A 22414-nucleotide genomic window follows, 5' to 3' on the forward strand; every position below is an offset into this window, starting at 1 on the left:
CCCTACCCCTTCACGTCATACTGCTTGCTGAGGTGATCGCCGATCTGCACCAGCATGGCGACGCTTTCGGGGAAGCCGGGCTTGTCCCGCGTCGCCTGGTCGGCGTCGGCGCGGAACTCCCAGCTGTCGCCGTCGCGAACAATCGATATGACGAGGCTGTCAGGCCCATCGGTATGGACCTTCAACTCGGCCCGCGCCATCGCGATGAGTTCGGCTTCGGTCTTGGCAGGCTTGCTCATATCGTCGCTCTCCCGGCATGAAGGGCGACAGGTTGCCGTCTCATCCGGCACCTGTCGAGAGGCCAGAAGTAGCAGGGTTGTTACCGCGTCATCTTGATCTGCCGCACGACGGGGATCGTCGGCAGTGAGCCGGTGTGATCGGTCTCGTCCTTGGCCTGCGGCGAGGCCGGGGCGCGTGCGGTGGCGTCGGGGAAGCGCTGCTTCATCTCGCGAAGGAATCCATCGAGCGTGTCGACGCTGGCGGCCAGCTTGGCGATCTCAGCGAATTCGGCGCTGGAGGCGCCGGCCGGCTTGCTGGCGATGTCGAAGGCGAGCCTGTCAGCGCTCTCGCTCATCAGGGGGGCGTATTTCTCGCGGAAGCGCGACAGACCGATGGAGTCGTCGGCGAGCGCATAGCCGACTGCGGCGCGGATGATGTCGCTCTTCTCGACCGCATTGAGCGGCTTGAAGTCGCGGAAGCGTTCGCCGTAGTACAGCTCGACCTGCTCGGCGGACTCGCGCCAGCGTCGCGCCGCCCAGAAGATGTCGGACCGCAGCCGCAGCACCTCCCGTCCCGAGACGTTGGAAACGATATCGAGCGCGAGATCATGACGGCCGACATCGCTCTGTGCGCGCGCTTCCAGCAGCAGGCGCTGCTGGCGCAACTCGCCGGAGAGGTCGCTGATGCGGCTCGCGCGCAACGCCGTGATCGCCATGTCGGGCTTGCGATTGGCAAGATAGATCATGGCGAGGCGCGCGGCGACCTGCGCACGCGCAGCGCCTTCGAGGCGGTGGTCGACCTGGTATTGCAGCAGCTCGGCGGCCTGGTCGAGCAGGTCGATCGAGGCGAGACGATCGGCGAGGCGCCGGATCAGCTCGTCGCCGCGGCGGCCGATCGGCGTCAGCTCGCGAAACTCGTAGAACATCCCGAGCGCCTCGACCGGCGGCAGCTCGTCGCCCTTGGGGCCCAGGAAGATCTGCGTGAAGAGATCGGACGCCAGATCCTGCGCCTGACGTGAGGCTTCCGCGTTCGGCTGCAGCCTGGTCGCGGTGCGAGCGGCGGTCAACGCGTCGCGATAGCGGCCGGCCTCGGCATACATCTGCGACAGCATCTGCAGCGTCTTGACCTCGATCGAATCGCCGCGCCAGGTCATCGACAGCGTCTCGAGCTCGCGCAGGGCATCTTCCTTGCTGATCTCGTCACGCTTCTGCCGCAGCGCGACCTCGAGCTGCTTGGCTTCGGCGGCGGCCTGCCGGTCGTTCGAGGCGACCGCTAATTTGTAGTCGTCGAGCGCATCCTTGTCGTGGCCGAGTGCTTCGGCGAGACGGCCGCGCAGCACCGCAAAGCCCGGCGCCGCCTCCGGCGACACCCCGACCACCTCGATCTCGCCGCGGCGCTTGGAGGCACCGGCATAGTCCTTCACCTCGAGCGAGGCGCGCATCGCGTCCATCGTCACGATGCGCTGGATGTCGAGCGGCAGCGAGGCGATGGCGAATTCGACGTTCTTGAATTTTTCGCGGGCGTCGGCCCATTTGCCCTGCCGCGCATAGGCGAGCGCCTTCCAGAGCTGGGAATCGTGGCTGTTGCCGATCACGGGATTGGCGAGATCCTTCAGGCCCTGTGCCGGCCGGCCGATCAGGATGCTGGCGATCGCATGGATGATCAGCGCGTTGCTCTCCTCCTTGTTGAGAGGATCGGCCAGCATCACCTCGGTCACGGATTTGGCCTCGTGATACATCGCGCGCGACATGTAGAACTGGGCGAGGTCGAGCCGCGGCAGCGAGCGCTGACCCGGCTCGACCGCCGAGATCGCCGTGATCAGATCGCTCTGGCGCGTCCAGAAATCTTCCGACTGGCCCTTGCGCCAGTTCTCGGGGCTGAAGATCGGCCGCACCGCAGTCGGCGCCCGCTCGGCCGAGACGTCGACCGGTGACAGCGTCAGGCCGCCCTTCTTGCCGAGAATGACCTTGTCGGCTCCAACCTCGACACCGACCTCGTCGGAGTTCGGTCGGATCGCGATGCCGTGCGCGGATTCCAGCAGCGAGAGATCGACGAGATCCTGCCGCTTGATGAAGCCGCGGACCGGTCGCTGTGCGGTGACGACATACAGCATGTCGCCGGCGTCGGGATCGGTGAGCTTGTGCAGCTGGCCGGGATTGGCGAAGGGGATGGCGATGTTGGCAAGCGCAGGATCGGTGATGTTGCGCGACATCATCAGCGGCAGCGGCGTCGCCTGGATCTTGTCGGCGAGCGTGAGCAGCCAATTGGTCTCCTTGCCGATCTCCTCGCTGGTCAGCGAATAGACCAGCGGACGGGTGAGACGGATCCGCACCGCCTGCCCTTTCTCGAGCGGCATGCGGCTGACATCGCCGATCATCGCACCGCCCCTGGTGCGGATCGCCTCGACGTCGATTGGCTTCGGTGAGTCGAACACCAGCCACACGGTGTCGCCACGGCGGAACGCGGCGGCCGGCGTTGCGACAGCAAGCGGGAACGTCACGCGCAGGCCGTCGCTATCGCGCCGCGCATCGACGCTGGCGACGGGAGACGGCGGCGCTGCCTGAGCTTCGACCGGCGCAGGCTTGGGCGCTTCTTTCGGCGCGTCCTTGACCGCTTCCTTGATCGTCTCCTTGGGCTCTTCCTTGACCGGCTCCTTCGCGGCCTCTTTGGGCGCTTCGGCAACCGTCGACTTGGCGGGCGCGGCGGCCTCCATTGCCGGCAGCGCAGGCTTGGGCGCTTCCGTGACGTGTGGAGCTTCGGTCGAAGTCATCGCCGGCTTTGGCGCTTCGGCGGCCGGCATCGGGGCGGGTGCTTCCGGCTTCGCTTCGGACTTCGCTTCCGACTTGGCTTCCGACTTGGCTTCCGGCTTCACCTCGATCTTGGCTTCGCGCGCGATCGCCTCCGAAGTCGGCGGCTTGATCTCACCATGGGCGTCGTTCGGCTTCGCCGCTGCCGGCTTTTCAGCGGCGGGCGCTCCGTGACCACCGGCTTCGGCCTTCGCGATCGCGGCTTCAGGCGTCGCGGCCATCTTGCCCTTGTCGGGCTGGAAGGCGATGTCGACGACGTAGTTCTTGTCGTCGCGGAAAGAGTGCACATCGGAATCGCCGATCAGCGCGATCTCGACGCTGGTCGTATCGATGTCGGCCTTCTGCTTGATCGAAGCGACGTTCGGAGGCGCCGCAACGACGGCGTCCGCAAGGTCGAAATTGAGATTGGCGTTGAAGGCGAGCGTCAGCTTCTGCTCGTTGAGCACGGAGGAGACGCCGACGCCGTCGGGCATCTCGAACACGAAGCGTACGAAGGTCGGCTGCACCGAGGCGCGCACGCGGATCGGCGGACGTTTCTTGGTCTCGGCCGCGGCACGCTGGGCGCGCAGCGCACGTTCGGCGGCGCGCGCACGCTCGGCGAGCTCCTTCACCACGTCCATCGGCAGGCTCGGCGGCGGGCCCTTCCAGCCTTCCGGCAGCAAATCGATGAAGGTGCGCTCGCCGGCATTCATGGTGTTGACCGTGACGCGCCGCGCCAGCGACAGCCTGATCGCGACGCCGTCGGGATCGCGACGCGCGGAATTGACGTAGTCGGGCGCCCCCTCCGGTACGCGATCGACGGGGACGTCGACGGGACGATCGAACCGGATGATGAGAATGGAGCCGGCCGTCGTCACCTCGGAGGGAACGTCCTCGCCGAGCTTGATCACGAGACGGGCAAAGCCGCCCGCGGCCGAGAAGCTCGCCTCCCCCCGGATCGGATCAGCCGCATGAGCAACGGTATTAAGGCCGACCAGCGCGCAGGCACCGAGCAGGACGGCCTTGCGGACATGGCGCGACAGCTCCAGCGCCAAAGCGCGGGCTCGCGACACAAATCCAGCGGCAGCCTCTCGCGCCATTGGCGGCATTTCTTCCGGTCCGACAAGGTCCACGCCGGCACTGGTGCCGGCCCATGCCCTCGAATGTAGGTTTTCGCAATTAAGGACTTCTTAAGTATGAGCCCTCAATTCGGCTTTTGCGTCGGCTTGCCGTCGATCTTGGGGAGATCCCCGGCGGAAGCAGCCTGATCGCCGCCCCCATTGGCACGGCGTGCCATCTCGACGGTGAGCCGCTCGGCAGCTTCCGACGACATCAGCCCGAGGATGTCGGACATCTTCCGGGGGGCGATCGCCGAGGCGATCTCGATCAGCACGCCCATCTCGAGCCGGTCGAACACCCGCGCGGCGTCCTTGGGCTTCATGCCCTCATACATGGTCACGAGGCCCTTCAAGCGCTGAGCCTCCGCGGCCTTCTGCTCGGCCTGGGTCGCGCTGATGCGGGATTCCACCGCCTTCATCTCCTCGACCTTGCCTTCGATACGCTTCTCCGCCGACTTCAACAGGCTCTCGCGGATGTCGATCTCGCGCTGGCGGGCCTCGATCTCCTGGCGGCGCGATTGCAGCCGTTCCAGAATCGCACGCTCCGAGGCCGAGACCTGCGGCTGGGACTCGTCCATCTTGACCGGCGTGCCCTCGGGCTTGCTCTCGGGAGCAGCCGGCTTCGGCGCTTCCTTCGGCTCGCCATGGGTCGAGCCGGTGATGTCGGGGTCCTCTCGCCCGGTCGGGAAATTCAGATTCTCCTGTGCCCAGGACTTCTTCGCGCTGTTCGGCTGGTAGTCGAACACATAGCCGCCATTGATCACGAGCCCCGCCACTTTCAGCGTGGCGAGACCTGCGACCGCAACCAGAACGACCGGAATGACGCGGATGTTACGAAAGGACTTCATACCCTGACTTTATGCGGCGAGACCGTTGGACCGTCGGCGTTCGGAGAAGGCTTCGGCGGCGGCGGCCACCGCCTTCGCAGGCGACGGCTTGGCGACCGGGGCAGCGGCAGCTTCCGGATTCGTCACCGGACGCGCCGCAATCGCGATCTTGGAGAGCCGACGCACCACGTTGTCGGCTTCGCCGAGCTGCTTGTAGAGCTGATCGGACATCTGCGTGGCGGCCGCGAGCTGGCTGCCGAGGTTCTCGTTGACGTCGCGGACCGCGAGCTTGAGCCCGCCGATCGCGCGCTCGGCGATCTCGGTTGCGGTGATCAGCTCGCCGATCACGGCCTTCAGCGAATGCTCGTCCGCCTTGAGCCGCGTCAGCCGCTTGTTGAGCAGGATGCAGTAGCCGATCGTGAGCATCAGCAGAATGGCCACCAGCGTCTCGATCGCCATTCCTAGGGAGTGGTTCATGGGGCCTCCATCAGCTTGTTCTGTTCGTCCACCTTCTCGAACATCGCAAGTGTCGTACTTGGCTTGCGCAAGGGTTTCGTCACGCGGATCGCGACGCGGTCGCCGACCCGGCCCATCCGGCCTTCGCTTATCGTGACGTCGCCGCAACGCACGGTGACGTTGGCATCCGCGCGCATATCGAGCGGCAGGGTGTCGCCGACCTTGAGCCGCATCAGCTGCTTGAGCGGAATGTCGGCCTCGTAGAGCACGGCATCGACGGAAATCTCGGCCTGCACGATCTCGGTGGCGAAATGGCCTTCCCAGATCGGATCACGGCCGAACTTTTCGCCCATGAACATCTGGAGCAGAACGGGCCGGATCGGCTCGATCGTCGCGTAGGGAAGCAGCAGCTCGATATTGCCGCCGCGGTCTTCCATGTCGATGCGCAGGCGCACCAGGATCGCGGCGTTGGCGGGACGGCTGATCGCGGCGAAGCGCGGATTGGTTTCGAGCCGGTCGATCGTGAAGGTCACCGGCGACAGCGGCCGGAATGCCTGCTCGGCATCGGCCATGACCACTTCGACCAGGCGCTTGACCAGCTCGGTCTCGATCGTGGTATAGGGCCGGCCCTCGATGCGCAGCTGGCTGGAGCCGCGGCGGCCGCCGAGCAGCACGTCGATCATCGAGTAGATCAGGCTGGAATCCACCACCGCCATGCCGAAATTGTCCCACTCTTCGGCCTTGAAGACGGTGAGGACGGCGGGCAGCGGGATCGAGTTCATGTAATCGCCGAAGCGCACCGAGGTGATGCGATCGAGCGAGACTTCGACGTTGTCGGACGTGAAATTGCGCAAGGAGGTCGTCAACAACCGCACCAGGCGGTCGAAGACGATTTCGAGCATCGGCAGGCGCTCGTAGGAGACCATCGCCGAATCGATGATCGCGCGGATGCCGCTGTGGTCGTCGAGCGTGACGTCGCCGACGGTAAAGCCGAGGAGATTGTCGATCTCCTCTTGCGACAGCACCCGCTCGCCGGAGTTCTTGCCGGTGCCGAGATCGCGGCTCCCGTCCTCGACCATGGCCGCCCATTGCAGGGCCATGGTCTCCGAGAGTTCGTTTTCGGCAGCGGCCTTCGCGGCCTCCGCGGGATCCTCGGAATCGAGCGACGCCTCCCATTGGGCGGCAATCGCATCCTGGTCCATTTGCTCGTTGCCGGCCATGACGCTAGCCCGTTGCCTTCCGCAGCATCCTCACTGGAGCACGACTTCCTTGAACAGCACCGCGCTGACCTGGATCGGCGCGACCGCGGCGTTGACGCGCTTGGTCAGCTCTTCCTTGAGGCGGAAGATGCCGGCGGAGCCGTTGAGGTCCGAGGAGCGGAGCTCGCGCACATAGGTCTGGAAGATGTCGGTGACGCGCGGCATCGACGGCTTGATCGCCTCGATCTGCTTCTCTTCCTTCAGCTCGAGCACGATCTTGAGCTTGAGATATTGCACGCGCTCGCCGGGTGCACCGGCGAGGTTGACCATCATGTCGGGCACGTCGACGAAGGCCGGCGGCTTCGGCGGGGGCGCCGCTTCGGCATGATGCTCTTCGTCGCCATGACGGAAGAACAGGAACCAGGTCGCGGCACCGCCGCCGAGCAGGACCAGCGCGCCGACGACGATCAGGATCAGCTTGAACTTGCTCTTGGGGGCAGCGGCTTCCGCGCCTGCGCCGCCTTCCGCTTCATTCTCTGCCATGATCGTCCGGGCTCGCTCGTCTCATAAAGGGTCGAAAGAGCGCAGCCTTCTGGCAGACAGTGACGCGATACAAATGCCCCAGCGCAAAGCGCTCCTCTTCACTGCAAACGCTACGGTAATAATGGTTAACGGAACCTTTCGATTGGGCTTCCACTAGGAAAAATCTGCCGGGCAAACATGGCTAACAGAACCTTTCTGCCCCCAGCTTTTGCCTCCGCAAAATCCATAACCGACTGTAATCACAAATCTTTCCGAGTTGGCACGGCTTTCGCTAAGAGAGGGTCGAGACCGAACGGTTTGGGAGAACCTGACGGCCTCTTTCACGGGATCGGCCAAGGCGCTTGGGAGAGCGAAATGGCTGAGCTCACTCGAGGGGAGATTGACCGATGCAGAATGCGCTTCTGATCGGATTGTCACGGCAGATGACGTTGGAGCGGCAGATGGATGTCATCGCCAACAACGTCGCCAATGCCAACACCAACGGCTTCAAGGCCGACCATTCGCTGTTCGAGGAATATCTGAACTCGAACGCGCATGAGGACAATTTCGTCGGCTCCGATCGCCGGGTCTCCTATGTGCAGGACCGCGGCACCTACCGCGACGTCGGCCAGGGGCCGATGGAGGCGACCAACAACCCGCTCGACATGGCGATCAGCGGCAACGCGTTCTTCGCCGTGCAGGCCAACGGCGCCGAGCGTTACACCCGCGACGGTAAGTTCGCCCTCAGCAGCACCGGACAGCTGATGACCTCCGACGGCAATCTCGTGCTCGGCACCGGCGGCCCGATCGTGTTCCAGCCGACCGACCATGACGTCAATGTCGCTCCCGACGGCACCGTGACCGTGCTCGAGGGCACGGCCAAGACCGACTCGATCCGCGGCAAGATCAAGATGGTGACGTTCGACGATCCGGCCAAGCTGACCAAGCTCGGCGCCAATCTCTACGCCGCCGGCTCCGCCAACCAGCAGACCGACAGCAAGTCCACGCTGCAGCAGGGCTACGTCGAGAAGTCGAACGTGAACTCGGTCGGCGAGATGAGCCGCATGGTCGAGGTGATGCGCAGCTACACCGCGATCGCCAACCTGCTGCAGCAGCAGAGCGACATGCACAAATCGGCGATCGAAAAGCTCGCCGACGTTCCGGCCTGATTGAGGGAGAACTGACATGCAGGCGCTTCACACCGCAGCGACCGGAATGGCGGCACAGGAACTGAACGTTCAGGTGATCTCCAACAACATCGCCAACCTGCGCACCACCGGCTTCAAGAAGCAGACGGCGGCGTTCCAGGACCTGATCTACGAGCACATCCGCCGCGTCGGCGCGCAAGCCTCGGACCAGGGCACCATCCTGCCGGTCGGCGTCGACATCGGCGGCGGCGTCAAGACCGTCGGCACGCCGCGCAGCATGACGCAGGGCACGCTGTCGCAGACCGGCAACGACCTCGACCTCGCGATCTCGGGTGAAGGCTTCTTCAAGATCCTGATGCCCGACGGCACCTACCAGTACACCCGTGACGGCACCTTCCAGATGGACAATCAGGGCCGCGTCGTCACCGCGGGCGGCAACCCGGTGCAGCCGACCATCACGATCCCGAACAACGCCTCGGGCATCACCGTCAACGAGCAGGGCCAGGTGACCGTGACGCTGCCGGGCTCGTCGAGCAACACCGTTCTCGGCCAGATCGGCGTGACCCGTTTCATCAACAAGGCGGGCCTGCAGCCGGTCGGCAGCAACCAGTTCGTCGAGACGACGTCGTCGGGCACGCCGCAGGACGGCACCGCGAACTCCGAAGGCTACGGCAAGATCACGCAAGGCAGCCTCGAACAGGCCAATGTCGACGTCGTGTCGGAAATGAGCGACCTGATCGCGGCGCAGCGCGCCTACGAGATGAACGCCAAGGTCATCAGCGCCGCCGACCAGATGATGCAATCGACCACGGCGCTGTTCCGCTGAGATAATGATCATGATCCGCACCGCGCTGCTCGCCCTCTCCGCCCTGCTCGCGCTGGCCCTGCCGGCGCAGGCCGCCGACGACGGCATCGCTGCGCCGACGCTGCGCGCGAACGTCACCGTCACGTCGGACGTGGTTCGGGTCGGCGACCTCATCGACAATGCCGGCTCCGCCGCGCTGATCCCGGTCTATCGTTCACCCGATCTCGGCACGACAGGCACTCTGACCGTCGCCCAGGTCCTGGGCGTGCTCCGCGCGAAGCAGGTGATCGGCGTGATGACCGGCGACATCAAGGAAGTCCAGGTCTCCCGCCTTGCCCGCACGCTCGCCAACAAGGATCTCGAAAACGCGGTCGCCTCCGCGCTCGAGCGCCGCTTTGGACTTGGCGATGCCGCCAACATCATGGTCACCTTCGACCGCGGCATCGCCGACATGCGGCTGGATGCCTCCAACACCGGCGCGCTGCAGGCGGTTGCCACCCGCTACGACGCCCGCGGCGGCCGCTTCGACATCGCTTTCGAGATCAACAACGACAGCAACCCCGCGCCGACCAAGCTGCGCCTGACCGGCACGGCGATCGAGACCGTCGAGGTCGCGGTCCTGACCCGCGACATCGACCGCAGCGACATGCTGAAATCCTCCGACGTGGCCCAGGAGCGCCGGCCGAAGGCGGAAGTGGCGGGCGAGCCCGCGCCGCGCGAGCGCGCGGTCGGCATGCAGCTGCGCCGGCCCATGCGCGCCGGCACGCCGATCCGCGTCGCCGACATCGCCAGGCCAGAATTCGTATCGCGCGACCAGAGCGTCACCGTCATCTACCAGGTCCCCGGGATCTACCTCACCACCCGCGGCAAGGCGATCGAGGGCGGTGCCGAGGGCGACACCGTGAGTGTCATCAATCTGCAGACCAAGCGCACGCTGACCGGTGTCGTCACCGGCCGCGGCCAGGTCACCGTGCAGGGCTCCAGCCAGTCGGCGCCGATGCCGGCGGCGGTCGAGCAGACCTCCTCGCTCAAGCGCGACGAAGCGCCCGCCCCTGTCGACACCGACGCCCTCGTCCGGAACCTGGTCCAGGCTCCCGCGTCGCCGGCCCAGGCCACTCAAGGTCAAGTCGCTCAAGGTCTGGCCACTCAAAGTCAAGCTCAAGTCGCACAAGCCCAGATCCCGCAAGCTCGCGTCTCGCAAGCCCAGGCAAAGTAAGAGTTAGTCATGTCCGCTTTCAGTTCGGCCTCTCGTTTTCGTCGCAGCGCGATTTCTGCCCTGCTGCTGTCAGCCAGCGCGCTGGGCGGTTGCTCCTCGATCGACCGCCTGTCGCAGATCGGCGAGCAACCGAAACTGTCGGCGATCGACAACCCGACGACGCAGCCCGGCTACAAGCCGGTGCAGATGCCGATGCCGAAGCCGGAAGTCGCCTCCTACAGTCCGAACTCGCTGTGGCGCAGCGGCAGCCGCGCCTTCTTCAAGGACCAGCGCGCCACCCATGTCGGCGACCTGCTCACCGTGACCGTGAACATCACCGACAAGGCCAATATCGAGAACGAGACCCAGCGCAGCCGCACCAACAAGGAAGACTCTGGGATCACCGACTTCATCGGCAGCAAGACGATCACCCAGGCCAACAAGATTCTGCCCGGCCGCATCCTCACCGCCGACTCCACCGCCTCCAGCGACGGCAAGGGCTCGGTCAACCGCACGGAAGCCTTGCAGACCAACGTCGCCGCCGTCGTCACCCAGGTGCTGCCGAACGGCAACCTCGTGGTCGAAGGCAAGCAGGAGATCCGCGTCAACTACGAGATCCGCGAGCTCGTGGTTGCCGGCATCGTCCGCCCCGAGGACATCCAGAGCGACAACACCATCGATTCCAGCAAGATCGCGCAGGCCCGCATCGCCTATGGCGGCCGTGGCCAGATCACGGACGTGCAGCAGCCGCGCTACGGCCAGCAAGTCATGGACGTGCTGCTGCCCTTCTAAGCTTCTCAACGAGCTCCCACATCGTGCTCGCGAACCTAGGCGCGAACGACGATGTACTACGCGGCCCTTGCTAGCTCCCCTGGCAAGGGCCGCATGTATTTTTGGGCGGTGGTGTTGCCTTCCACTCCGTCATTGCGAGCGCAGCGAAGCAATGCAGAGTCCATCCGCGGATAGATTCTGGATTGCTTCGCTCCGTTCGCAATGACGGCGGAGGGAGTTCAGCTAAACTCCGCCTCCACCACGCCCAGCCCGTCCAGCTCCATCCGCACCTTGTCGCCGGCTTTCAGCCACAGCGTCTTCACGAGACTCCCCGTCAGCACGAGCTGTCCCGCATGCAGGCCCTTGCCTTCGGCGGCGAGGTGGTTGGCGAGCCAGGCGAGTGCGTTGTGGGGATGGCCGAGCACGTCGGCGCCGGTGCCGTGGCTGACCTCCTCGCCGTTGACGATGGCGCGGCCTTTGACGGCTTTCAGGTCCGGAACCGACGAGCGCGGAACGGAGGCGCCCAGCACGCAGCCGGCGGCGAAGAAATCGTCCGCGATCAGCGTGGGCGCCCCCATCGTCTCCCACTTCACGTAGCGGTCGTCGACGATCTCGATCGCGGGATGATAGGCCTCGACGGCCTCACCGACCCATTCGGCGGTGAATGGCGCTTCGCCGGCGGCAAGATTGCGCTTGAGCCGCACCGCGATCTCGCATTCGACGCCGACACGGACATAGTCGGAGGCCGCGAGCTTGACGCCGCTGTCGTGCACGCCCTTCTGGAACACGCCGCCGCCGCAGGGATGCGGGATGCCGATGTAGTCCTGCATCACCTGGCTGGTGCAGCCGATCTTGTAGCCGACCAGCGGACCGACATGCGGCAGCAGCAGATCATGCAGCGCGCGCTGGACCTGATAGCCTTCGGCCTCGTCGCCAGGCGGAACCTCGAGCGCGGCGAGCGGCGCGTGGTTGCGTCGCGCCAGCGCGACCGCCTTTGCGGCTTCGAGAATCTTGTCCATCGGCGCCGCCTCCCACGCTACGCAATCAAGGGGGTGGCACTTGAGCATCCCCGCCCGGGCCTGACAAGCACGGGCGGCGGGTCGTCAGCTCTTGACGAGGCCGAGCCTGATCAGGCTCTCGGCGGTGGCGAGGATCGCCTCATCGTTGGAGCGCGGCTGCCAGCCCAGCACCGACCTCGCCTTGGCGCTGGTGGAGCGCCTGACACGTCCGAGCATCGGCAGGACCGCCTGCAGCAAGGGAATCCGGCGCGCGGCGAGACGCACCAGCCAATCGGGCGCCTGGAGCCGCGGAACCCGGCGCGCCTGCGGCCCGAGTTCCCGCCGCAACACCTTGCCGATGTCGAGGATCGACAGCGTCTCGCCGGAGACCGCGATGAAGCGCTCGCCTTTGGCTTCCGGCGCAGTCATCGCCCGCAGATGCAAATCGGCAACATCGCGCACGTCGACCACGCCGAAATAGACCCTGGGCACCGCCGGCATGGCGCCGTCGAGCAGCGATTTGATGATCTCGATCGAGCCGGAGAAATCCGGTCCCAGAACGGGGCCGAAAACGCCGGCGGGGTTGATCACCGACATCTCGAGCCCGCCGCCCTCGCGCGCGATGAAATCCCAGGCTGCCCGCTCGGCCAGTGTCTTGGACTTGATATAGGGCTGCACGTCCGCGCCGCCGAGATTGGTCCACTCGGTCTCGTCGAACGGCTTCTCCCGCGGCGGATGGCCGTAGCCGATCGCGCCCAGCGACGAAGTGACCACGACCCGTCTGACGCCGGCATCCCGCGCGGCGCGCAGCACCCGCAGCGTGCCGTCGCGGGCCGGGATGATCATCTCGTTCTCGTCCGCAGGCACACTGGTCGACAGGGGCGAAGCGACATGGAGCACGTAGTCGCAGCCCGCGACTGCCTCGCGCCAGCCCTCATCCGCCGTGAGGTCGGCGGTAAAAAAGGACAGGCTTTCAGGCGAGGCCGCTCCGCCCTCGCGCAGCATCGCCAGCACGTCGGCCTGCCGGTCCGGCCGGCGCACCGTCGTTCGTACGGCATGGCCTGCGGCCAGAAGCTGCAGAATGACATGAATGCCGATGAAGCCCGACCCGCCGGTGACCAGAACGATGCTCATTGCCCAATGTCCCTTGTTGCGCCGGCCAACCAATTGGTTCCGCGACCCTGCTCAAGGCCGCATCTGGTCACTATCTCCAAGGGGAACAAGTAGAATGGATTTCGAGACCGGTATGGAAAACCTGACCAGCCTTTGCGACGGCGACTGCGATTGCAGCCCGGACCCCGCCCTGCTTACCGACTTCAAGCGCGCCATCCATGCGCTCGGCGGCAAATGGAAGCTGGAGATCCTGTTCGCGCTGATGAACGGGGCTATCAGGTTCGGCGCATTGCGCCGGTCCATCGACGGCATCACCCAGCACATGCTGACCACGCAACTGCGCGAGCTCGAGCAGGATGGGCTGGTGTCACGCACCGCCTTCGCGGAAAAGCCGCTTCGCGTGGAATACGAGCTGACGGACGCGGCTTACGGCCTGCTGCCGGCGTTTAAGGAAATATTGAGCTGGTCCAGGCTTTATGGAGATGCGCGCCTTGCGGCGTCGCATGAAGCCTGATTGCAGCGAAACATGATGCTGCTTGATCAGACTGTCAGCATCCGGGCAGATCTCGTTGATGCGACTCGCAAAACCTCCCGCACCTGAAGTGAAGGCTGTTTCTGATGTGAACTCACGTGAGCTCGCAGCAATGGACTCTAGCCCATTGATCGCGATTCACTTTTCGCGATTGCGCGCATGCGTCGAAGCGCACGGGCGGCAAGCGACAGACAAAATGCCGATCGCGGCGCGAAACCGCGCCTTGAGCCCAAAAACAAAGAGCCGCATCTCTGCGGCTCGGACTCTATTCGTCGCGATAGACCTTCTCGCGTTTCTCGTGGCGCTCCTGCGCTTCCACCGAGAGCGTCGCGATGGGCCGGGCTTCGAGCCGCTTCAACGAGATCGGCTCGCCGGTATCCTCGCAATAGCCGTAGGTGTTGTCCTCGATGCGCTGGAGCGCGGCGTCGATCTTGGCGATCAACTTGCGCTGGCGGTCGCGGGCGCGGAGTTCGATGGCGCGGTCAGTTTCGGACGATGCCCGATCGGCAAGATCGGGGTGGTTCACGTTCTCCTCCTGCAGAGCCTGCAGGGTGAGCTTGGACTCTTTGAGGATCTCATCCTTCCAGGCGAGGAGCTTCATACGGAAGTACTCCTTCTGCCGGTCGTTCATGAAAGGCTCTTTTTCGGTCGGTCGGTAGTTTTTCAACTTTTCCAAGGGCGGCCTATCTTCTTAAGCAACGACTCGCGAACGGAACGGGGTCCGTTGAGCCGGGGCTTATATAGCTACCCCTTGTGACAGACAATATTTCCTTAATGGCGCAGTTACCGCCCCCAAACCCTTGCACAGGAAGGTTTATCCGGCAGAAGCCCGGGGGCGGCCAACGGCCTAGTAGCCGACCGTGAAACGCTGCCTTAAGTGGGCCGGTTTCTCGATCTCATCGGCCAGCGCGATGGCGTAGTCGGCGAAGCTGATCCAGCTCTTGCCGTTCGCATCTGCGAGAAGCTGGTCGGTCCCGAGCCGGAACTTGCCCGTCCGCGCCTCCTCGACGAACAGCGCCGAGGGCGAGATGAAGGTCCAGTTCAGGTCCTTCTCCTGCTGCAGCAGGTCCAGGAACACCCCACCGGCCTCCGCCTCGGCCTTGTATTGGGCCGGGAAACCGGGGGTCGTGACCAGTTTGACGCCGGGAGCGACCTCCAGGCTGCCGGCGCCGCCGACGACCAGGTAGCGCCCGACCTTCGAATCCTTGGCCGCGCCGATCAGCTTGTGCGGATCGCTCGCCAGGAAGTGGACGGAGCTGATGGCCACGTCATGCCCGGTCCAGAGCTTGGTGAGACCGGCCTGGTCGAGCACGTCTCCCTTGGTCGGCGTGACGTTCGGCAGGCCTGCGATCTTCTCGGGGTTCCGGGCGATGGCGGTAACCGCGTGTCCACGGCGGGACAGCTCCTTGGTGATCTCCGACCCGGCCCGGCCCGAGGCGCCGGCAACTGCGATTTTCATGGAAGGCTCCTTCGCTTCTGTGGTAACCAATAGTTACTAGATAACGCAATGAACGCTGGTGTTAAGAGCGCACTTTGTGCTTACCTGATTACGCAGGAGTAACCGGAACGAAGCTAGACGAACCCAGCAAGCGCGAGGAACTGAGATGAAGCCCAATGTCTACGCCGCCGAGTGCCCGACACGCCAGATCCTCGATCGCGTCGGCGACAAATGGGCCGTGCTGATCCTGTTGCTGCTGCGCGAGGAGCCGATGCGCTTCAATCAGTTGCGCCGCACGATTGAAGGGATCTCGCAGAAGATGCTGAGCCAGGTTCTCAAGTCGCTCGAACGCGACGGCCTGCTCAAGCGCCGCGCCATCGCAACCGTGCCGGTGACGGTGGAGTATTCGATCACGCAGCTTGGCGTAACGCTCGCAGCCGCAGTCGATCCGCTGCGCGATTGGGCCGAGGAAAATCTGAAAGACGTGCTCGCTGCCCAACGCCGCTACGATTCGCAGCAGAAAGAGGAAGCGGCGTAAGGCAGTTCCACACGAGCTTCACGTTGCCGGATGATCGTTAGCCCTGCCCGGCTTTCGCCAGCTCGACCTCGACGCGCAGCTCGATCTCGGAGAGCACGGAGTCCAGACCGGGATCGCCGGAAGACGATTTCAGGTTTGCCGCCGCATCGCGCAGCCGCAACACCGTCGACTTGTCGAGGTTGCCGGACAAGAGCCCCATCTTGAGATCGTCAAGCACATCGAGCGCGGTCTTGCCGCGGGCAACCGAGCGCTTGCGGCGCTCGGCCGGATCTTCCTCGATGCCTTGCAGCGCGAGCAGCCCGTCGATGTTGGTGGTGGCCTTCGGTGCGGAGGCGCTGCGCGTCTCCTGCGTCGACGAGGTGTCGGGCAGCACGAAGGTGCCAGAACTCGTTCGCCTGGCCTGGCTGGCCGGCGTTCCAAGCGTGGTGCCATTCGGTCCGTAGATGCGCATCGAGGCAATCCGGGTGATCGATGCGCCACATTCGCCGCTTTATGGTTAACGGGACGTAAACGGCCCGGCAAAATCTGCCGACACACGGCAGTTTCGCTCCCTAGCGGCAACACCCGCTGACACCAGAGAAAACAAATTTACTCAACCTATTCAATCGCCTAACCCCTCTGCCCCGCGTTGGCACAGCGCTCGCAAGGAAAGCGTCGGACCAGCTCGTCATGGGAGTGTCGCAGTCGGTCCGAGATGTGAGGAGGCTTTTCGGGAGCCTTGGGGAGCAGAGGATGCCAGGCGTTCGTTGGGTGAAGAATCTGAGTGGGGTGCTTGCAGTGGCCTGTGCCGCGCTGTCTGCGCTGGCGCTCTCGGCCGCCTCTGCAAACGCAACCTCGCGCATCAAGGATCTCGCCAATATCGAGGGCGTGCGGCAGAACCAGCTCATCGGCTACGGCCTCGTCGTCGGCCTCAACGGAACCGGCGACACCCTCAACAACATTCCGTTCACCAAGCAGTCGCTGCAAGCGATGCTCGAGCGCATGGGCGTCAACATTCGCGGCGCCACAATCCGTACCGGCAACGTCGCTGCCGTAATGGTGACCGGCAATCTGCCCGCCTTCGCCACGCAAGGCACGCGCATGGACGTCACGGTCTCTGCACTTGGCGATGCCAAGGATTTGCGCGGCGGCACCCTGCTCGTCACCCCGCTGCTCGGCGCCGACGGCAACGTCTACTCTGTCGCCCAGGGCTCGCTCGCGATCTCGGGCTTCCAGGCGGAGGGCGAAGCGGCCAAGATCGTGCGCGGCGTTCCGACCGTGGGCCGCATTGCCAACGGCGCCATCATCGAGCGCGAGATTGAGTTCGCGCTCAATCGCCTGCCGAACGTGCGGCTCGCGCTGCGCAACGCCGACTTCACCACCGCCAAGCGCATTGCGGCTGCGATCAACGACTATCTCGGTGTCAAGAGCGCCGAGCCGATCGATCCCTCGACGGTGCAGCTGACGATCCCGCCGGAGTTCAAGGGCAACGTCGTCGCTTTCCTGACCGAGATCGAACAGCTTCAGGTCGATCCGGATCTCGCCGCCAAGATCATCATCGACGAACGAAGCGGCATCATCGTGATGGGCCGCGACGTGCGCGTCGCCACCGTCGCGGTCGCGCAGGGCAATCTCACGGTCACGATTTCCGAGAGCCCGCAGGTGAGCCAACCCAATCCGCTGTCGCGGGGCCGCACCGTGGTTACGCCGCGCTCCAGCGTCGGCGTCACCGAGGACGGCAAGAAGTTCGCCGTCGTCAAGGACGGCGTCTCGCTCCAGCAACTCGTCGACGGCCTCAACGGCCTCGGCATCGGCCCGCGCGACCTCATCAGCATCCTCCAGGCGATCAAGGCCGCCGGCGCGATCGAAGCCGACATCGAGGTGATGTGATGCAGACCGGCATGCTCAACACCGCGCGCGTCACCGCCGCCGCTCTCTCCTCGAACCCCGCATTCTCCGTGGAAAGCCGCAACGGCCGGCCCGACTTCGAGCTCGCCGCCGCGCTTCAGAAGGTCTCGCCGCAGCAGCAAGCCAAGGCGCAGAAGACCTCTACCGACTTCGAAGCCATGTTCCTCAACAGCATGTTCGCACAGATGACCTCGGGCCTGAAGGGCGAAGGCCCGTTCGGCGACACGCCGGGTACCGGCGTGTGGCGTTCGATGCTGACCGAGCAATATTCCAAGAACTTCGCCAGCGCCGGCGGCGTCGGCGTCGCCCGTGACGTCTACCGTACCCTGATCATGCAGCAGGCGAAAACCACTCTTCGTACGGCATAAGGTCAAACGAGATGAACCACTTCAACGCGTCACGTCAGCCAATGCCCGCGCAGCGAGCGAACAACACGCCTGGCAGCGCCGAGGCGCGCAAGCTTGCCGAGGACCTGATGGACGCGATGAGCGCCCTTCTCAGCCTGATCGAGCGCGAGACCGAACTGGTCCGCGCCGGCAAGGTCCGTGAGGCGATGACGATGGAAGGCAAGAAGCAGGAGCTGTCGAAGCGCTACGTTGCCGCCGTCAGCCAGTTGAAGGCGAACCAGGACAAGCTGGCGAAATCCGCGCCCGAGCTGCTCTCGACGCTGCACCGGCACCATGACGCCTTCCGCGCCATGCTTCAGGTCAACCTCACCGTGCTCGCGACCGCGCATGCGGTTTCCGAAAGTGTCGTGCGTGGCGTCAACGCCGAGATCCAGAAGCGCAACGTGCCGAACACCTATACGGCCGCTGGACGCCGCGCGGCACCGGGCCCGCGTCACATCACGCCCCTCGCGGTCAGCCGCACGCTCTGAGCACACGCGAAAACTGTCTCCAATTTTACGAAAAACCGCGCGGCAAAAGCGTTGCGCGGTTAGGCACGTTTCCTTACCGGGTATTCAATCCTCGTGTTCCATGGTTGCCTATTGAGAGGGGTTGGGATTTGACTCACGCAAGGCAACCAGGAGGCTGCCATGAGTACAGATTTCAGCATCAGGCCGGTGGGGATACCGGTCCCGGTACAGATCGTAACGACGTCGAATTCGGCGGCGAACGATGCCGTACAAACCGATTTGCCGGTGAGCCAGACGGTCGCCGCGAGCGATACGACTGCGGCTGCGAGCAATGGTGACCCGCAGGGCAATGCAAACATCTCGCGCCAGGTCGTGTTCGACCAGGCGTCCGCATCCATGGTCTTCCAGGTCGTCAACGACAAGACCGATGCGGTCGTGAACCAGTTCCCGGACGAGGCGATGCTGCGCCGGCGGGCCTATTTCCACGCACTGGATTTGAAGTCGGAGCCCTCGCGTCCGCTCAACACGGACCTCAGCGCCTAAGACACCGGCCGATAAGCCCGCCGATCAGCTATCGAGCTTGGCCTGCGCGGTGTCGAGGTAGCTCGAGCCTGTCGCAGGATCCGTGACGACGTTCTTGATCTGCGCCACGCCGGTGTTCGTCAACGTGAACTTCGTGTTGCCGAAGCGGAACGAGGAGTCCTTGATCAGCACCTGCTGATACTGCGAGGTCCCATCGCTCTGATAGTGGACCTGCGCGCGGAAGCCGTTGACCTGCGAGATGTCGAGCGAGAATTTCTTGCCGTTGGCGTAGGTGCCGGTCCAGTTGCCCTGGTACAGCGACGAGTCGACAGGAACGTATTTGGACGAACCCTGGGTGCTCGACAGCGTGTTCGACTTATACGCGGACGACAAGATGCTCATGATGTCGGACATCACGAGTCTCCATCACGGGCGGCCGGACAGACCGGCCGCGATGTTGCGATTGATCTCGATCAGCGGACGGAAGTGATCGAACTGCGGGCTCATCTGCAGCGCCGCGGTCTGGCTCAGCACGAACACGCTGATATTGGCGATCTTCTGGCGCACGTCGAGCGGCTGCGGGTTATTCTCGCGCATCGCTTCGCTGAGGAAAATGGTCCAGAGCTTGCGATTGAACATCAGCGCCTGGGTGGTCTGCTCGCTGAACGGATCGGCGGCGTTGATCGCGTCCTGGAGCTTGTTGGCAGCCTTCAGCAAAGTCTGCGCCTCAACGTCGCGAGGAGATGCGGTGGTCGTTGCAACACGCGCGTAGGCCGAGGCAGCGGAATTCGACATCAATCACACCTTGGAAGCTTCCTAGCCCGTTGAACGGACTTAAGGATTTCTTTCCCAACCCTATGCATCACCGCTTAAGATTTGCTTACATGTCCGCCTGGAAGCTCTCCGGATTATTACGGGTCACTTCGTGAGCGCGAGGATAGATGCGCAAGACGCAAGCTGTAAACTTGCACTGCATCATGCACATCGATCGCAGCTAATCTTGTCTTAGCGAACTCCCTCAAGACAACGGCGGGGCTAAGCCCCGCCGTAACTGGTCGGCCGGCGATCTCGCGGCGAAATTACTTGAGCAGCTGCAGCACGCTCTGCTGCGACTGGTTGGCCAGCGACAGCGCGGACACCGCGATCGACTGGCGGGTCGACAGCGCCTGGCTGTTCGCCGCTTCCTCGTTGGTATCGGCGAGCGTCAGGTTGGACGAGCCGGTCTGCAGCACGTTGATCAGGTTCTTGGAGAAGTCCTGCCGCACCTGCACGATCGACAGATTCGAACCGAGCGCGGAACCTTCCGAGCGCAGCGTGCTCGAGGCCGCGTTCAGGCTCTGCAGAACCTTGTTGGTCGCGCCGTTGTCGATGAAGTCCGTGCCGGGGACGAGATTGCTCAGCCCGAGACCGGCCGCGTTGAACACGACGCCGTTGATGCCGAGCGTGGAGCTGCCGGTCTCGTTGAACACCAGCTTCAGCGTGTCGCCGTTCAGCAGGTTGACGCCGTTGAAGGAGGAGTCCTGCGAGGTCGTGTCGATCTGCGCGAGGATGTTGTTGAACTGGCTGACGAGACTGGAACGCGCGGTCTGCGCCACGGGATCCTGGACCGGCGGCTGAGCCGTGGTGAAGGCGAGCACGCTGGTCAGTGTGCCGCCGACCGTGCCACCCGCAGTGGACGAGCCAAGCGTCGAGGATGCGTATTCGTTGACGGTGGTCACCGTCAGCACGCCGTTTGCGTCGATCGTCGCGGTCAGGTGATTGGCCTGAAGCTGAACGTTGAGCTGATCGAGCGTCTTGACCGTGCCGTTGGTGCCGTCGCCGAATTTGACGTTGACCGGCGTACCGCCGTTGAAGGACGTGAAGGTCAAGGTCTTGCCGCTGACACCGCCGACACCGGAGGTGCGCGCCGCGCTGAACGCCGTCGCCGTTCCGGTATTGCCGCTGAGGCCGAACGCGTTGAGCGCATTGCCGGTGCCGGTGATCGAGAGGTCGGCGTTGATGCCGGTCGAGATCGCGAGCTGGCCGCTCGAATTCACCGACGACGGGATCTGGCCGGAGGTGGTGTTGAGGGTTGCAGTGCCGTTGAACAGGCTCGCGGTCTTCACACCGGTGGCCAGGTCGATCGAATTGAGCAGATCGGTCAGCGTCGCGCTCTGGATATAGACCGTCGAGTTGCCGTTGCCGTCGGTGACGACGTTGCCGTTGACGCCATAACCGTTGGCGACGCTGGCTGCGGACTGCGGCGTTTGCGCGTTCTTGAAGGTGATGGTGTGGCCGTCGACGTTCAGGGTCGAGCCATCCTGGACCAGCGACCCCAGCGAGCCCGCGGTGGTCGAGCGGTTCGCGGTGATGCTGGCATTGCCGGCGCCCGTCGCCGCCGTCAGGCCGAGGGCATGGAGGAAGTCGGCCTTGCCGGAGACGGACAGGTCGGCGCCGGTCGAGCTCTTCAGCGTAATGGCGCCACCACCACTGATGGAGGATGGCGTCTGGATCGTACCGACGGTCGCGCCGCTGGTCGCGATCGTGGCCGCGCCGGCGCTGATCGTCGCCGTCTTGACGCCGCTGGCGAGGTCGATCGCACTGAGCACGTCGTTGACCGTTGCCTTGGGCGCGGCCGCCGTTCCCTCATAGACGATCGAATTGCCGTTGCCGTCGGTCGCAATGGTTCCGGTGGCATTGAGGCCCCAGCCGGTCGGCTGCGCCGCAGGCGCGGGGCCGGTGCGGAAGGTGACGGTCTTGCCGTTCACAGTGATGGTGTCGCCATCCGCGGGCGGCGTGCTGAACTGGGTGGATGTCGTGGTGCCGAGCAGCGTGTCGGTGCCTGCGAGCGCAGTGCTGCCGTCGGCCGCGGTTACCGTACCGCCGACCAGGGTGCCGGCGGTGGAACCGAGCGAGGCGCCGAGCGCGGCAGCCGCCGTCACCGGCGTGACGCCGCCGGTGGCGCCGGTATAGAGCACGTTGCTGTTGGCGGTCGCGCTCGCATAAGACGTCGTGCCGCGCAGATCGGCCGGTGTCGCACCCGGGATCGTGGTCGAGACGTTGGACTTGGTGGAGTAGCCGACCGTGGTCTGGAGCGCCTGGTTGGCGATCGATTTTGCGGAGTCGATCAGCTTCTGCAGCGAGGTGATGCCGGTATTGGCCGCCTGGAGCACCTGCACACCGTTATTGATGCCGTCCAGCAAGTTGCCGATGTCGCTCGCCCGGTTGTCCAGTCCCTGCGCCGTGAAGAAGTTGGTGGGATTATCGAGCGCCGTGTTGACCTTCTTGCCGGTCGACAGCCGTTCCTGCGTCGTGGCCAGCAAGTCGGCCGTCGACTGCAGCGACAACAGGTTCTGGCGAACTGACGCCGAGAGAACGATGTTGGACATTGGCTAGTCTTCCTCTTGAACCGGATACGAATCGGCCGCGCGGGTCTGGAAGCGGGCTTTTGTCCAGTTTTAGGACCTGTCCTTTAAAGTATGGTTAACGCCGGTTTAAGGGATAG

The 22414-nt window shown here is 64.5% G+C and carries 24 protein-coding genes; 10 read left to right on the forward strand and 14 right to left on the reverse strand.

The window, feature by feature from the left end:
• Positions 1-2 precede the first annotated feature (2 nt).
• The 6 genes from M2427_RS24455 to fliL form a co-directional block, all read right to left on the reverse strand.
• Entirely contained in the window at positions 3-239 is a 237-nt protein-coding gene (locus M2427_RS24455) for a hypothetical protein (protein WP_280709308.1), read from the reverse strand.
• Between the two features lie 80 nt (positions 240-319).
• Complete coding sequence (locus M2427_RS24460) at positions 320-4105, reverse strand: tetratricopeptide repeat protein (protein ID WP_280709309.1); 3786 nt, start codon at positions 4103-4105, stop codon at positions 320-322.
• Positions 4106-4209: 104 nt separating this feature from the next.
• Positions 4210-4971, reverse strand: coding sequence for a flagellar protein FlbB (locus tag M2427_RS24465; protein ID WP_280709311.1), 762 nt, complete (start codon positions 4969-4971; stop codon positions 4210-4212).
• 9 nt (positions 4972-4980) lie between these two features.
• Positions 4981-5427, reverse strand: coding sequence for a DUF6468 domain-containing protein (locus M2427_RS24470; protein ID WP_212241013.1), 447 nt, complete (start codon positions 5425-5427; stop codon positions 4981-4983).
• On the reverse strand, positions 5424-6626 hold the full coding sequence (fliM, locus tag M2427_RS24475) for a flagellar motor switch protein FliM (protein ID WP_280709313.1): 1203 nt from the start codon (positions 6624-6626) through the stop codon (positions 5424-5426). The genes M2427_RS24470 and fliM overlap by 4 nt, the downstream gene beginning before the upstream one ends.
• 30 nt (positions 6627-6656) lie before the next feature.
• Positions 6657-7148, reverse strand: a complete 492-nt coding sequence (gene fliL / locus M2427_RS24480) for a flagellar basal body-associated protein FliL (protein ID WP_280709314.1) — start codon at positions 7146-7148, stop codon at positions 6657-6659.
• 386 nt (positions 7149-7534) lie between these two features.
• Between fliL and flgF the strand changes: the two genes are divergently transcribed.
• Genes flgF through flgH form a run of 4 tightly spaced genes read left to right on the forward strand, consistent with a single transcriptional unit; the run spans position 7535 to position 11067 of the window.
• Entirely contained in the window at positions 7535-8296 is a 762-nt protein-coding gene (gene flgF / locus M2427_RS24485) for a flagellar basal-body rod protein FlgF (RefSeq protein WP_280709315.1), read from the forward strand.
• 16 nt (positions 8297-8312) lie between these two features.
• Entirely contained in the window at positions 8313-9101 is a 789-nt protein-coding gene (gene flgG / locus M2427_RS24490; protein WP_212241008.1) for a flagellar basal-body rod protein FlgG, read from the forward strand.
• 10 nt (positions 9102-9111) lie between these two features.
• Positions 9112-10296 carry a flagellar basal body P-ring formation chaperone FlgA gene (gene flgA, locus M2427_RS24495; protein WP_280709316.1) on the forward strand — a complete coding sequence of 395 codons (1185 nt, stop codon included), beginning with the start codon at positions 9112-9114 and terminating at the stop codon, positions 10294-10296.
• Between the two features lie 9 nt (positions 10297-10305).
• On the forward strand, positions 10306-11067 hold the full coding sequence (gene flgH, locus M2427_RS24500) for a flagellar basal body L-ring protein FlgH (RefSeq protein ID WP_280709317.1): 762 nt from the start codon (positions 10306-10308) through the stop codon (positions 11065-11067).
• A gap of 218 nt (positions 11068-11285) precedes the next feature.
• On the opposite strand, the gene M2427_RS24505 is transcribed toward flgH, so the two are convergent.
• Both M2427_RS24505 and M2427_RS24510 read right to left on the reverse strand, forming a co-directional pair.
• Complete coding sequence (locus M2427_RS24505; RefSeq protein ID WP_280709318.1) at positions 11286-12065, reverse strand: fumarylacetoacetate hydrolase family protein; 780 nt, start codon at positions 12063-12065, stop codon at positions 11286-11288.
• 84 nt (positions 12066-12149) lie between these two features.
• Positions 12150-13178 carry an aldehyde reductase gene (locus M2427_RS24510; RefSeq protein ID WP_280709320.1) on the reverse strand — a complete coding sequence of 343 codons (1029 nt, stop codon included), beginning with the start codon at positions 13176-13178 and terminating at the stop codon, positions 12150-12152.
• Between the two features lie 94 nt (positions 13179-13272).
• On the opposite strand from M2427_RS24510, the gene M2427_RS24515 reads away from it, so the two are divergent.
• Positions 13273-13671: a helix-turn-helix domain-containing protein gene (locus M2427_RS24515; RefSeq protein WP_280709321.1), complete on the forward strand. Its 399-nt coding sequence runs from the start codon at positions 13273-13275 to the stop codon at positions 13669-13671.
• Positions 13672-13954: 283 nt separating this feature from the next.
• Here M2427_RS24515 and dksA read toward each other — a convergent pair whose 3' ends face one another.
• Together dksA and M2427_RS24525 are read right to left on the reverse strand one after the other, a co-directional pair.
• Positions 13955-14320 (reverse strand): RNA polymerase-binding protein DksA, encoded by a 366-nt coding sequence (gene dksA, locus M2427_RS24520; protein WP_008142458.1) that lies wholly within the window; start codon positions 14318-14320, stop codon positions 13955-13957.
• A gap of 216 nt (positions 14321-14536) precedes the next feature.
• A complete protein-coding gene (locus M2427_RS24525) occupies positions 14537-15148 on the reverse strand; it encodes an NAD(P)-dependent oxidoreductase (protein WP_280709324.1) in 612 nt (203 codons plus the stop codon).
• A 145-nt stretch (positions 15149-15293) separates the two neighbouring features.
• Between M2427_RS24525 and M2427_RS24530 the strand changes: the two genes are divergently transcribed.
• A complete protein-coding gene (locus M2427_RS24530; protein WP_280709325.1) occupies positions 15294-15665 on the forward strand; it encodes a helix-turn-helix domain-containing protein in 372 nt (123 codons plus the stop codon).
• Between the two features lie 37 nt (positions 15666-15702).
• Here the strand turns inward: M2427_RS24530 and M2427_RS24535 are convergent, their stop codons facing one another.
• Positions 15703-16116, reverse strand: a complete 414-nt coding sequence (locus M2427_RS24535; RefSeq protein ID WP_280709327.1) for a flagellar assembly protein FliX — start codon at positions 16114-16116, stop codon at positions 15703-15705.
• Between the two features lie 281 nt (positions 16117-16397).
• Here M2427_RS24535 and M2427_RS24540 point away from each other — a divergent pair, with 281 nt between their 5' ends.
• The 4 genes from M2427_RS24540 to M2427_RS24555 all read left to right on the forward strand — a co-directional run bounded on the left by M2427_RS24540 (position 16398) and on the right by M2427_RS24555 (position 18951).
• The gene (locus M2427_RS24540; protein WP_280709328.1) at positions 16398-17534 is read left to right on the forward strand and encodes a flagellar basal body P-ring protein FlgI; all 1137 of its coding nucleotides are present in this window, start codon (positions 16398-16400) and stop codon (positions 17532-17534) included.
• Positions 17534-17920 (forward strand): flagellar assembly peptidoglycan hydrolase FlgJ, encoded by a 387-nt coding sequence (flgJ, locus tag M2427_RS24545; protein ID WP_280709329.1) that lies wholly within the window; start codon positions 17534-17536, stop codon positions 17918-17920. The genes M2427_RS24540 and flgJ overlap by 1 nt, the downstream gene beginning before the upstream one ends.
• 11 nt (positions 17921-17931) lie before the next feature.
• Positions 17932-18429, forward strand: a complete 498-nt coding sequence (locus M2427_RS24550) for a hypothetical protein (protein WP_280709330.1) — start codon at positions 17932-17934, stop codon at positions 18427-18429.
• Between the two features lie 159 nt (positions 18430-18588).
• A complete protein-coding gene (locus M2427_RS24555; RefSeq protein WP_280709332.1) occupies positions 18589-18951 on the forward strand; it encodes a hypothetical protein in 363 nt (120 codons plus the stop codon).
• Positions 18952-18975: 24 nt separating this feature from the next.
• On the opposite strand, the gene M2427_RS24560 is transcribed toward M2427_RS24555, so the two are convergent.
• From M2427_RS24560 to M2427_RS24570, 3 genes are all read right to left on the reverse strand, one after another.
• Positions 18976-19344 carry a hypothetical protein gene (locus M2427_RS24560; protein WP_280709333.1) on the reverse strand — a complete coding sequence of 123 codons (369 nt, stop codon included), beginning with the start codon at positions 19342-19344 and terminating at the stop codon, positions 18976-18978.
• 12 nt (positions 19345-19356) lie between these two features.
• The gene (gene flaF / locus M2427_RS24565; protein ID WP_027534793.1) at positions 19357-19725 is read right to left on the reverse strand and encodes a flagellar biosynthesis regulator FlaF; all 369 of its coding nucleotides are present in this window, start codon (positions 19723-19725) and stop codon (positions 19357-19359) included.
• Between the two features lie 284 nt (positions 19726-20009).
• Positions 20010-22298, reverse strand: coding sequence for a DUF1522 domain-containing protein (locus M2427_RS24570; protein ID WP_280709334.1), 2289 nt, complete (start codon positions 22296-22298; stop codon positions 20010-20012).
• Positions 22299-22414: the final 116 nt, after the last annotated feature.

It is taken from the genome of Bradyrhizobium sp. BR13661, assembly GCF_029892425.1.
Taxonomy (GTDB): domain Bacteria; phylum Pseudomonadota; class Alphaproteobacteria; order Rhizobiales; family Xanthobacteraceae; genus Bradyrhizobium.

Bases quoted from the DNA above. Each gene is read 5' to 3' on its own strand.
- M2427_RS24525 (WP_280709324.1), bottom strand. From the start codon at position 15,148: ATGAAAATCGCAGTTGCCGGCGCCTCGGGCCGGGCCGGGTCGGAGATC.
- fliM (WP_280709313.1), bottom strand. From the start codon at position 6,626: ATGGCCGGCAACGAGCAAATGGACCAGGATGCGATTGCCGCCCAATGG.
- M2427_RS24510 (WP_280709320.1), bottom strand. From the start codon at position 13,178: ATGAGCATCGTTCTGGTCACCGGCGGGTCGGGCTTCATCGGCATTCAT.
- M2427_RS24530 (WP_280709325.1), top strand. From the start codon at position 15,294: ATGAAGCCCAATGTCTACGCCGCCGAGTGCCCGACACGCCAGATCCTC.
- flgA (WP_280709316.1), top strand. From the start codon at position 9,112: ATGATCCGCACCGCGCTGCTCGCCCTCTCCGCCCTGCTCGCGCTGGCC.
- M2427_RS24560 (WP_280709333.1), bottom strand. From the start codon at position 19,344: ATGTCCGACATCATGAGCATCTTGTCGTCCGCGTATAAGTCGAACACG.
- M2427_RS24505 (WP_280709318.1), bottom strand. From the start codon at position 12,065: ATGGACAAGATTCTCGAAGCCGCAAAGGCGGTCGCGCTGGCGCGACGC.
- M2427_RS24540 (WP_280709328.1), top strand. From the start codon at position 16,398: ATGCCAGGCGTTCGTTGGGTGAAGAATCTGAGTGGGGTGCTTGCAGTG.
- dksA (WP_008142458.1), bottom strand. From the start codon at position 14,320: ATGAACGACCGGCAGAAGGAGTACTTCCGTATGAAGCTCCTCGCCTGG.
- flaF (WP_027534793.1), bottom strand. From the start codon at position 19,725: ATGTCGAATTCCGCTGCCTCGGCCTACGCGCGTGTTGCAACGACCACC.
- M2427_RS24465 (WP_280709311.1), bottom strand. From the start codon at position 4,971: ATGAAGTCCTTTCGTAACATCCGCGTCATTCCGGTCGTTCTGGTTGCG.
- flgF (WP_280709315.1), top strand. From the start codon at position 7,535: ATGCAGAATGCGCTTCTGATCGGATTGTCACGGCAGATGACGTTGGAG.
- flgH (WP_280709317.1), top strand. From the start codon at position 10,306: ATGTCCGCTTTCAGTTCGGCCTCTCGTTTTCGTCGCAGCGCGATTTCT.
- M2427_RS24460 (WP_280709309.1), bottom strand. From the start codon at position 4,105: ATGGCGCGAGAGGCTGCCGCTGGATTTGTGTCGCGAGCCCGCGCTTTG.
- M2427_RS24455 (WP_280709308.1), bottom strand. From the start codon at position 239: ATGAGCAAGCCTGCCAAGACCGAAGCCGAACTCATCGCGATGGCGCGG.
- M2427_RS24535 (WP_280709327.1), bottom strand. From the start codon at position 16,116: ATGCGCATCTACGGACCGAATGGCACCACGCTTGGAACGCCGGCCAGC.
- flgG (WP_212241008.1), top strand. From the start codon at position 8,313: ATGCAGGCGCTTCACACCGCAGCGACCGGAATGGCGGCACAGGAACTG.
- M2427_RS24570 (WP_280709334.1), bottom strand. From the start codon at position 22,298: ATGTCCAACATCGTTCTCTCGGCGTCAGTTCGCCAGAACCTGTTGTCG.
- M2427_RS24555 (WP_280709332.1), top strand. From the start codon at position 18,589: ATGAGTACAGATTTCAGCATCAGGCCGGTGGGGATACCGGTCCCGGTA.
- M2427_RS24515 (WP_280709321.1), top strand. From the start codon at position 13,273: ATGGATTTCGAGACCGGTATGGAAAACCTGACCAGCCTTTGCGACGGC.
- M2427_RS24470 (WP_212241013.1), bottom strand. From the start codon at position 5,427: ATGAACCACTCCCTAGGAATGGCGATCGAGACGCTGGTGGCCATTCTG.
- flgJ (WP_280709329.1), top strand. From the start codon at position 17,534: ATGCAGACCGGCATGCTCAACACCGCGCGCGTCACCGCCGCCGCTCTC.
- M2427_RS24550 (WP_280709330.1), top strand. From the start codon at position 17,932: ATGAACCACTTCAACGCGTCACGTCAGCCAATGCCCGCGCAGCGAGCG.
- fliL (WP_280709314.1), bottom strand. From the start codon at position 7,148: ATGGCAGAGAATGAAGCGGAAGGCGGCGCAGGCGCGGAAGCCGCTGCC.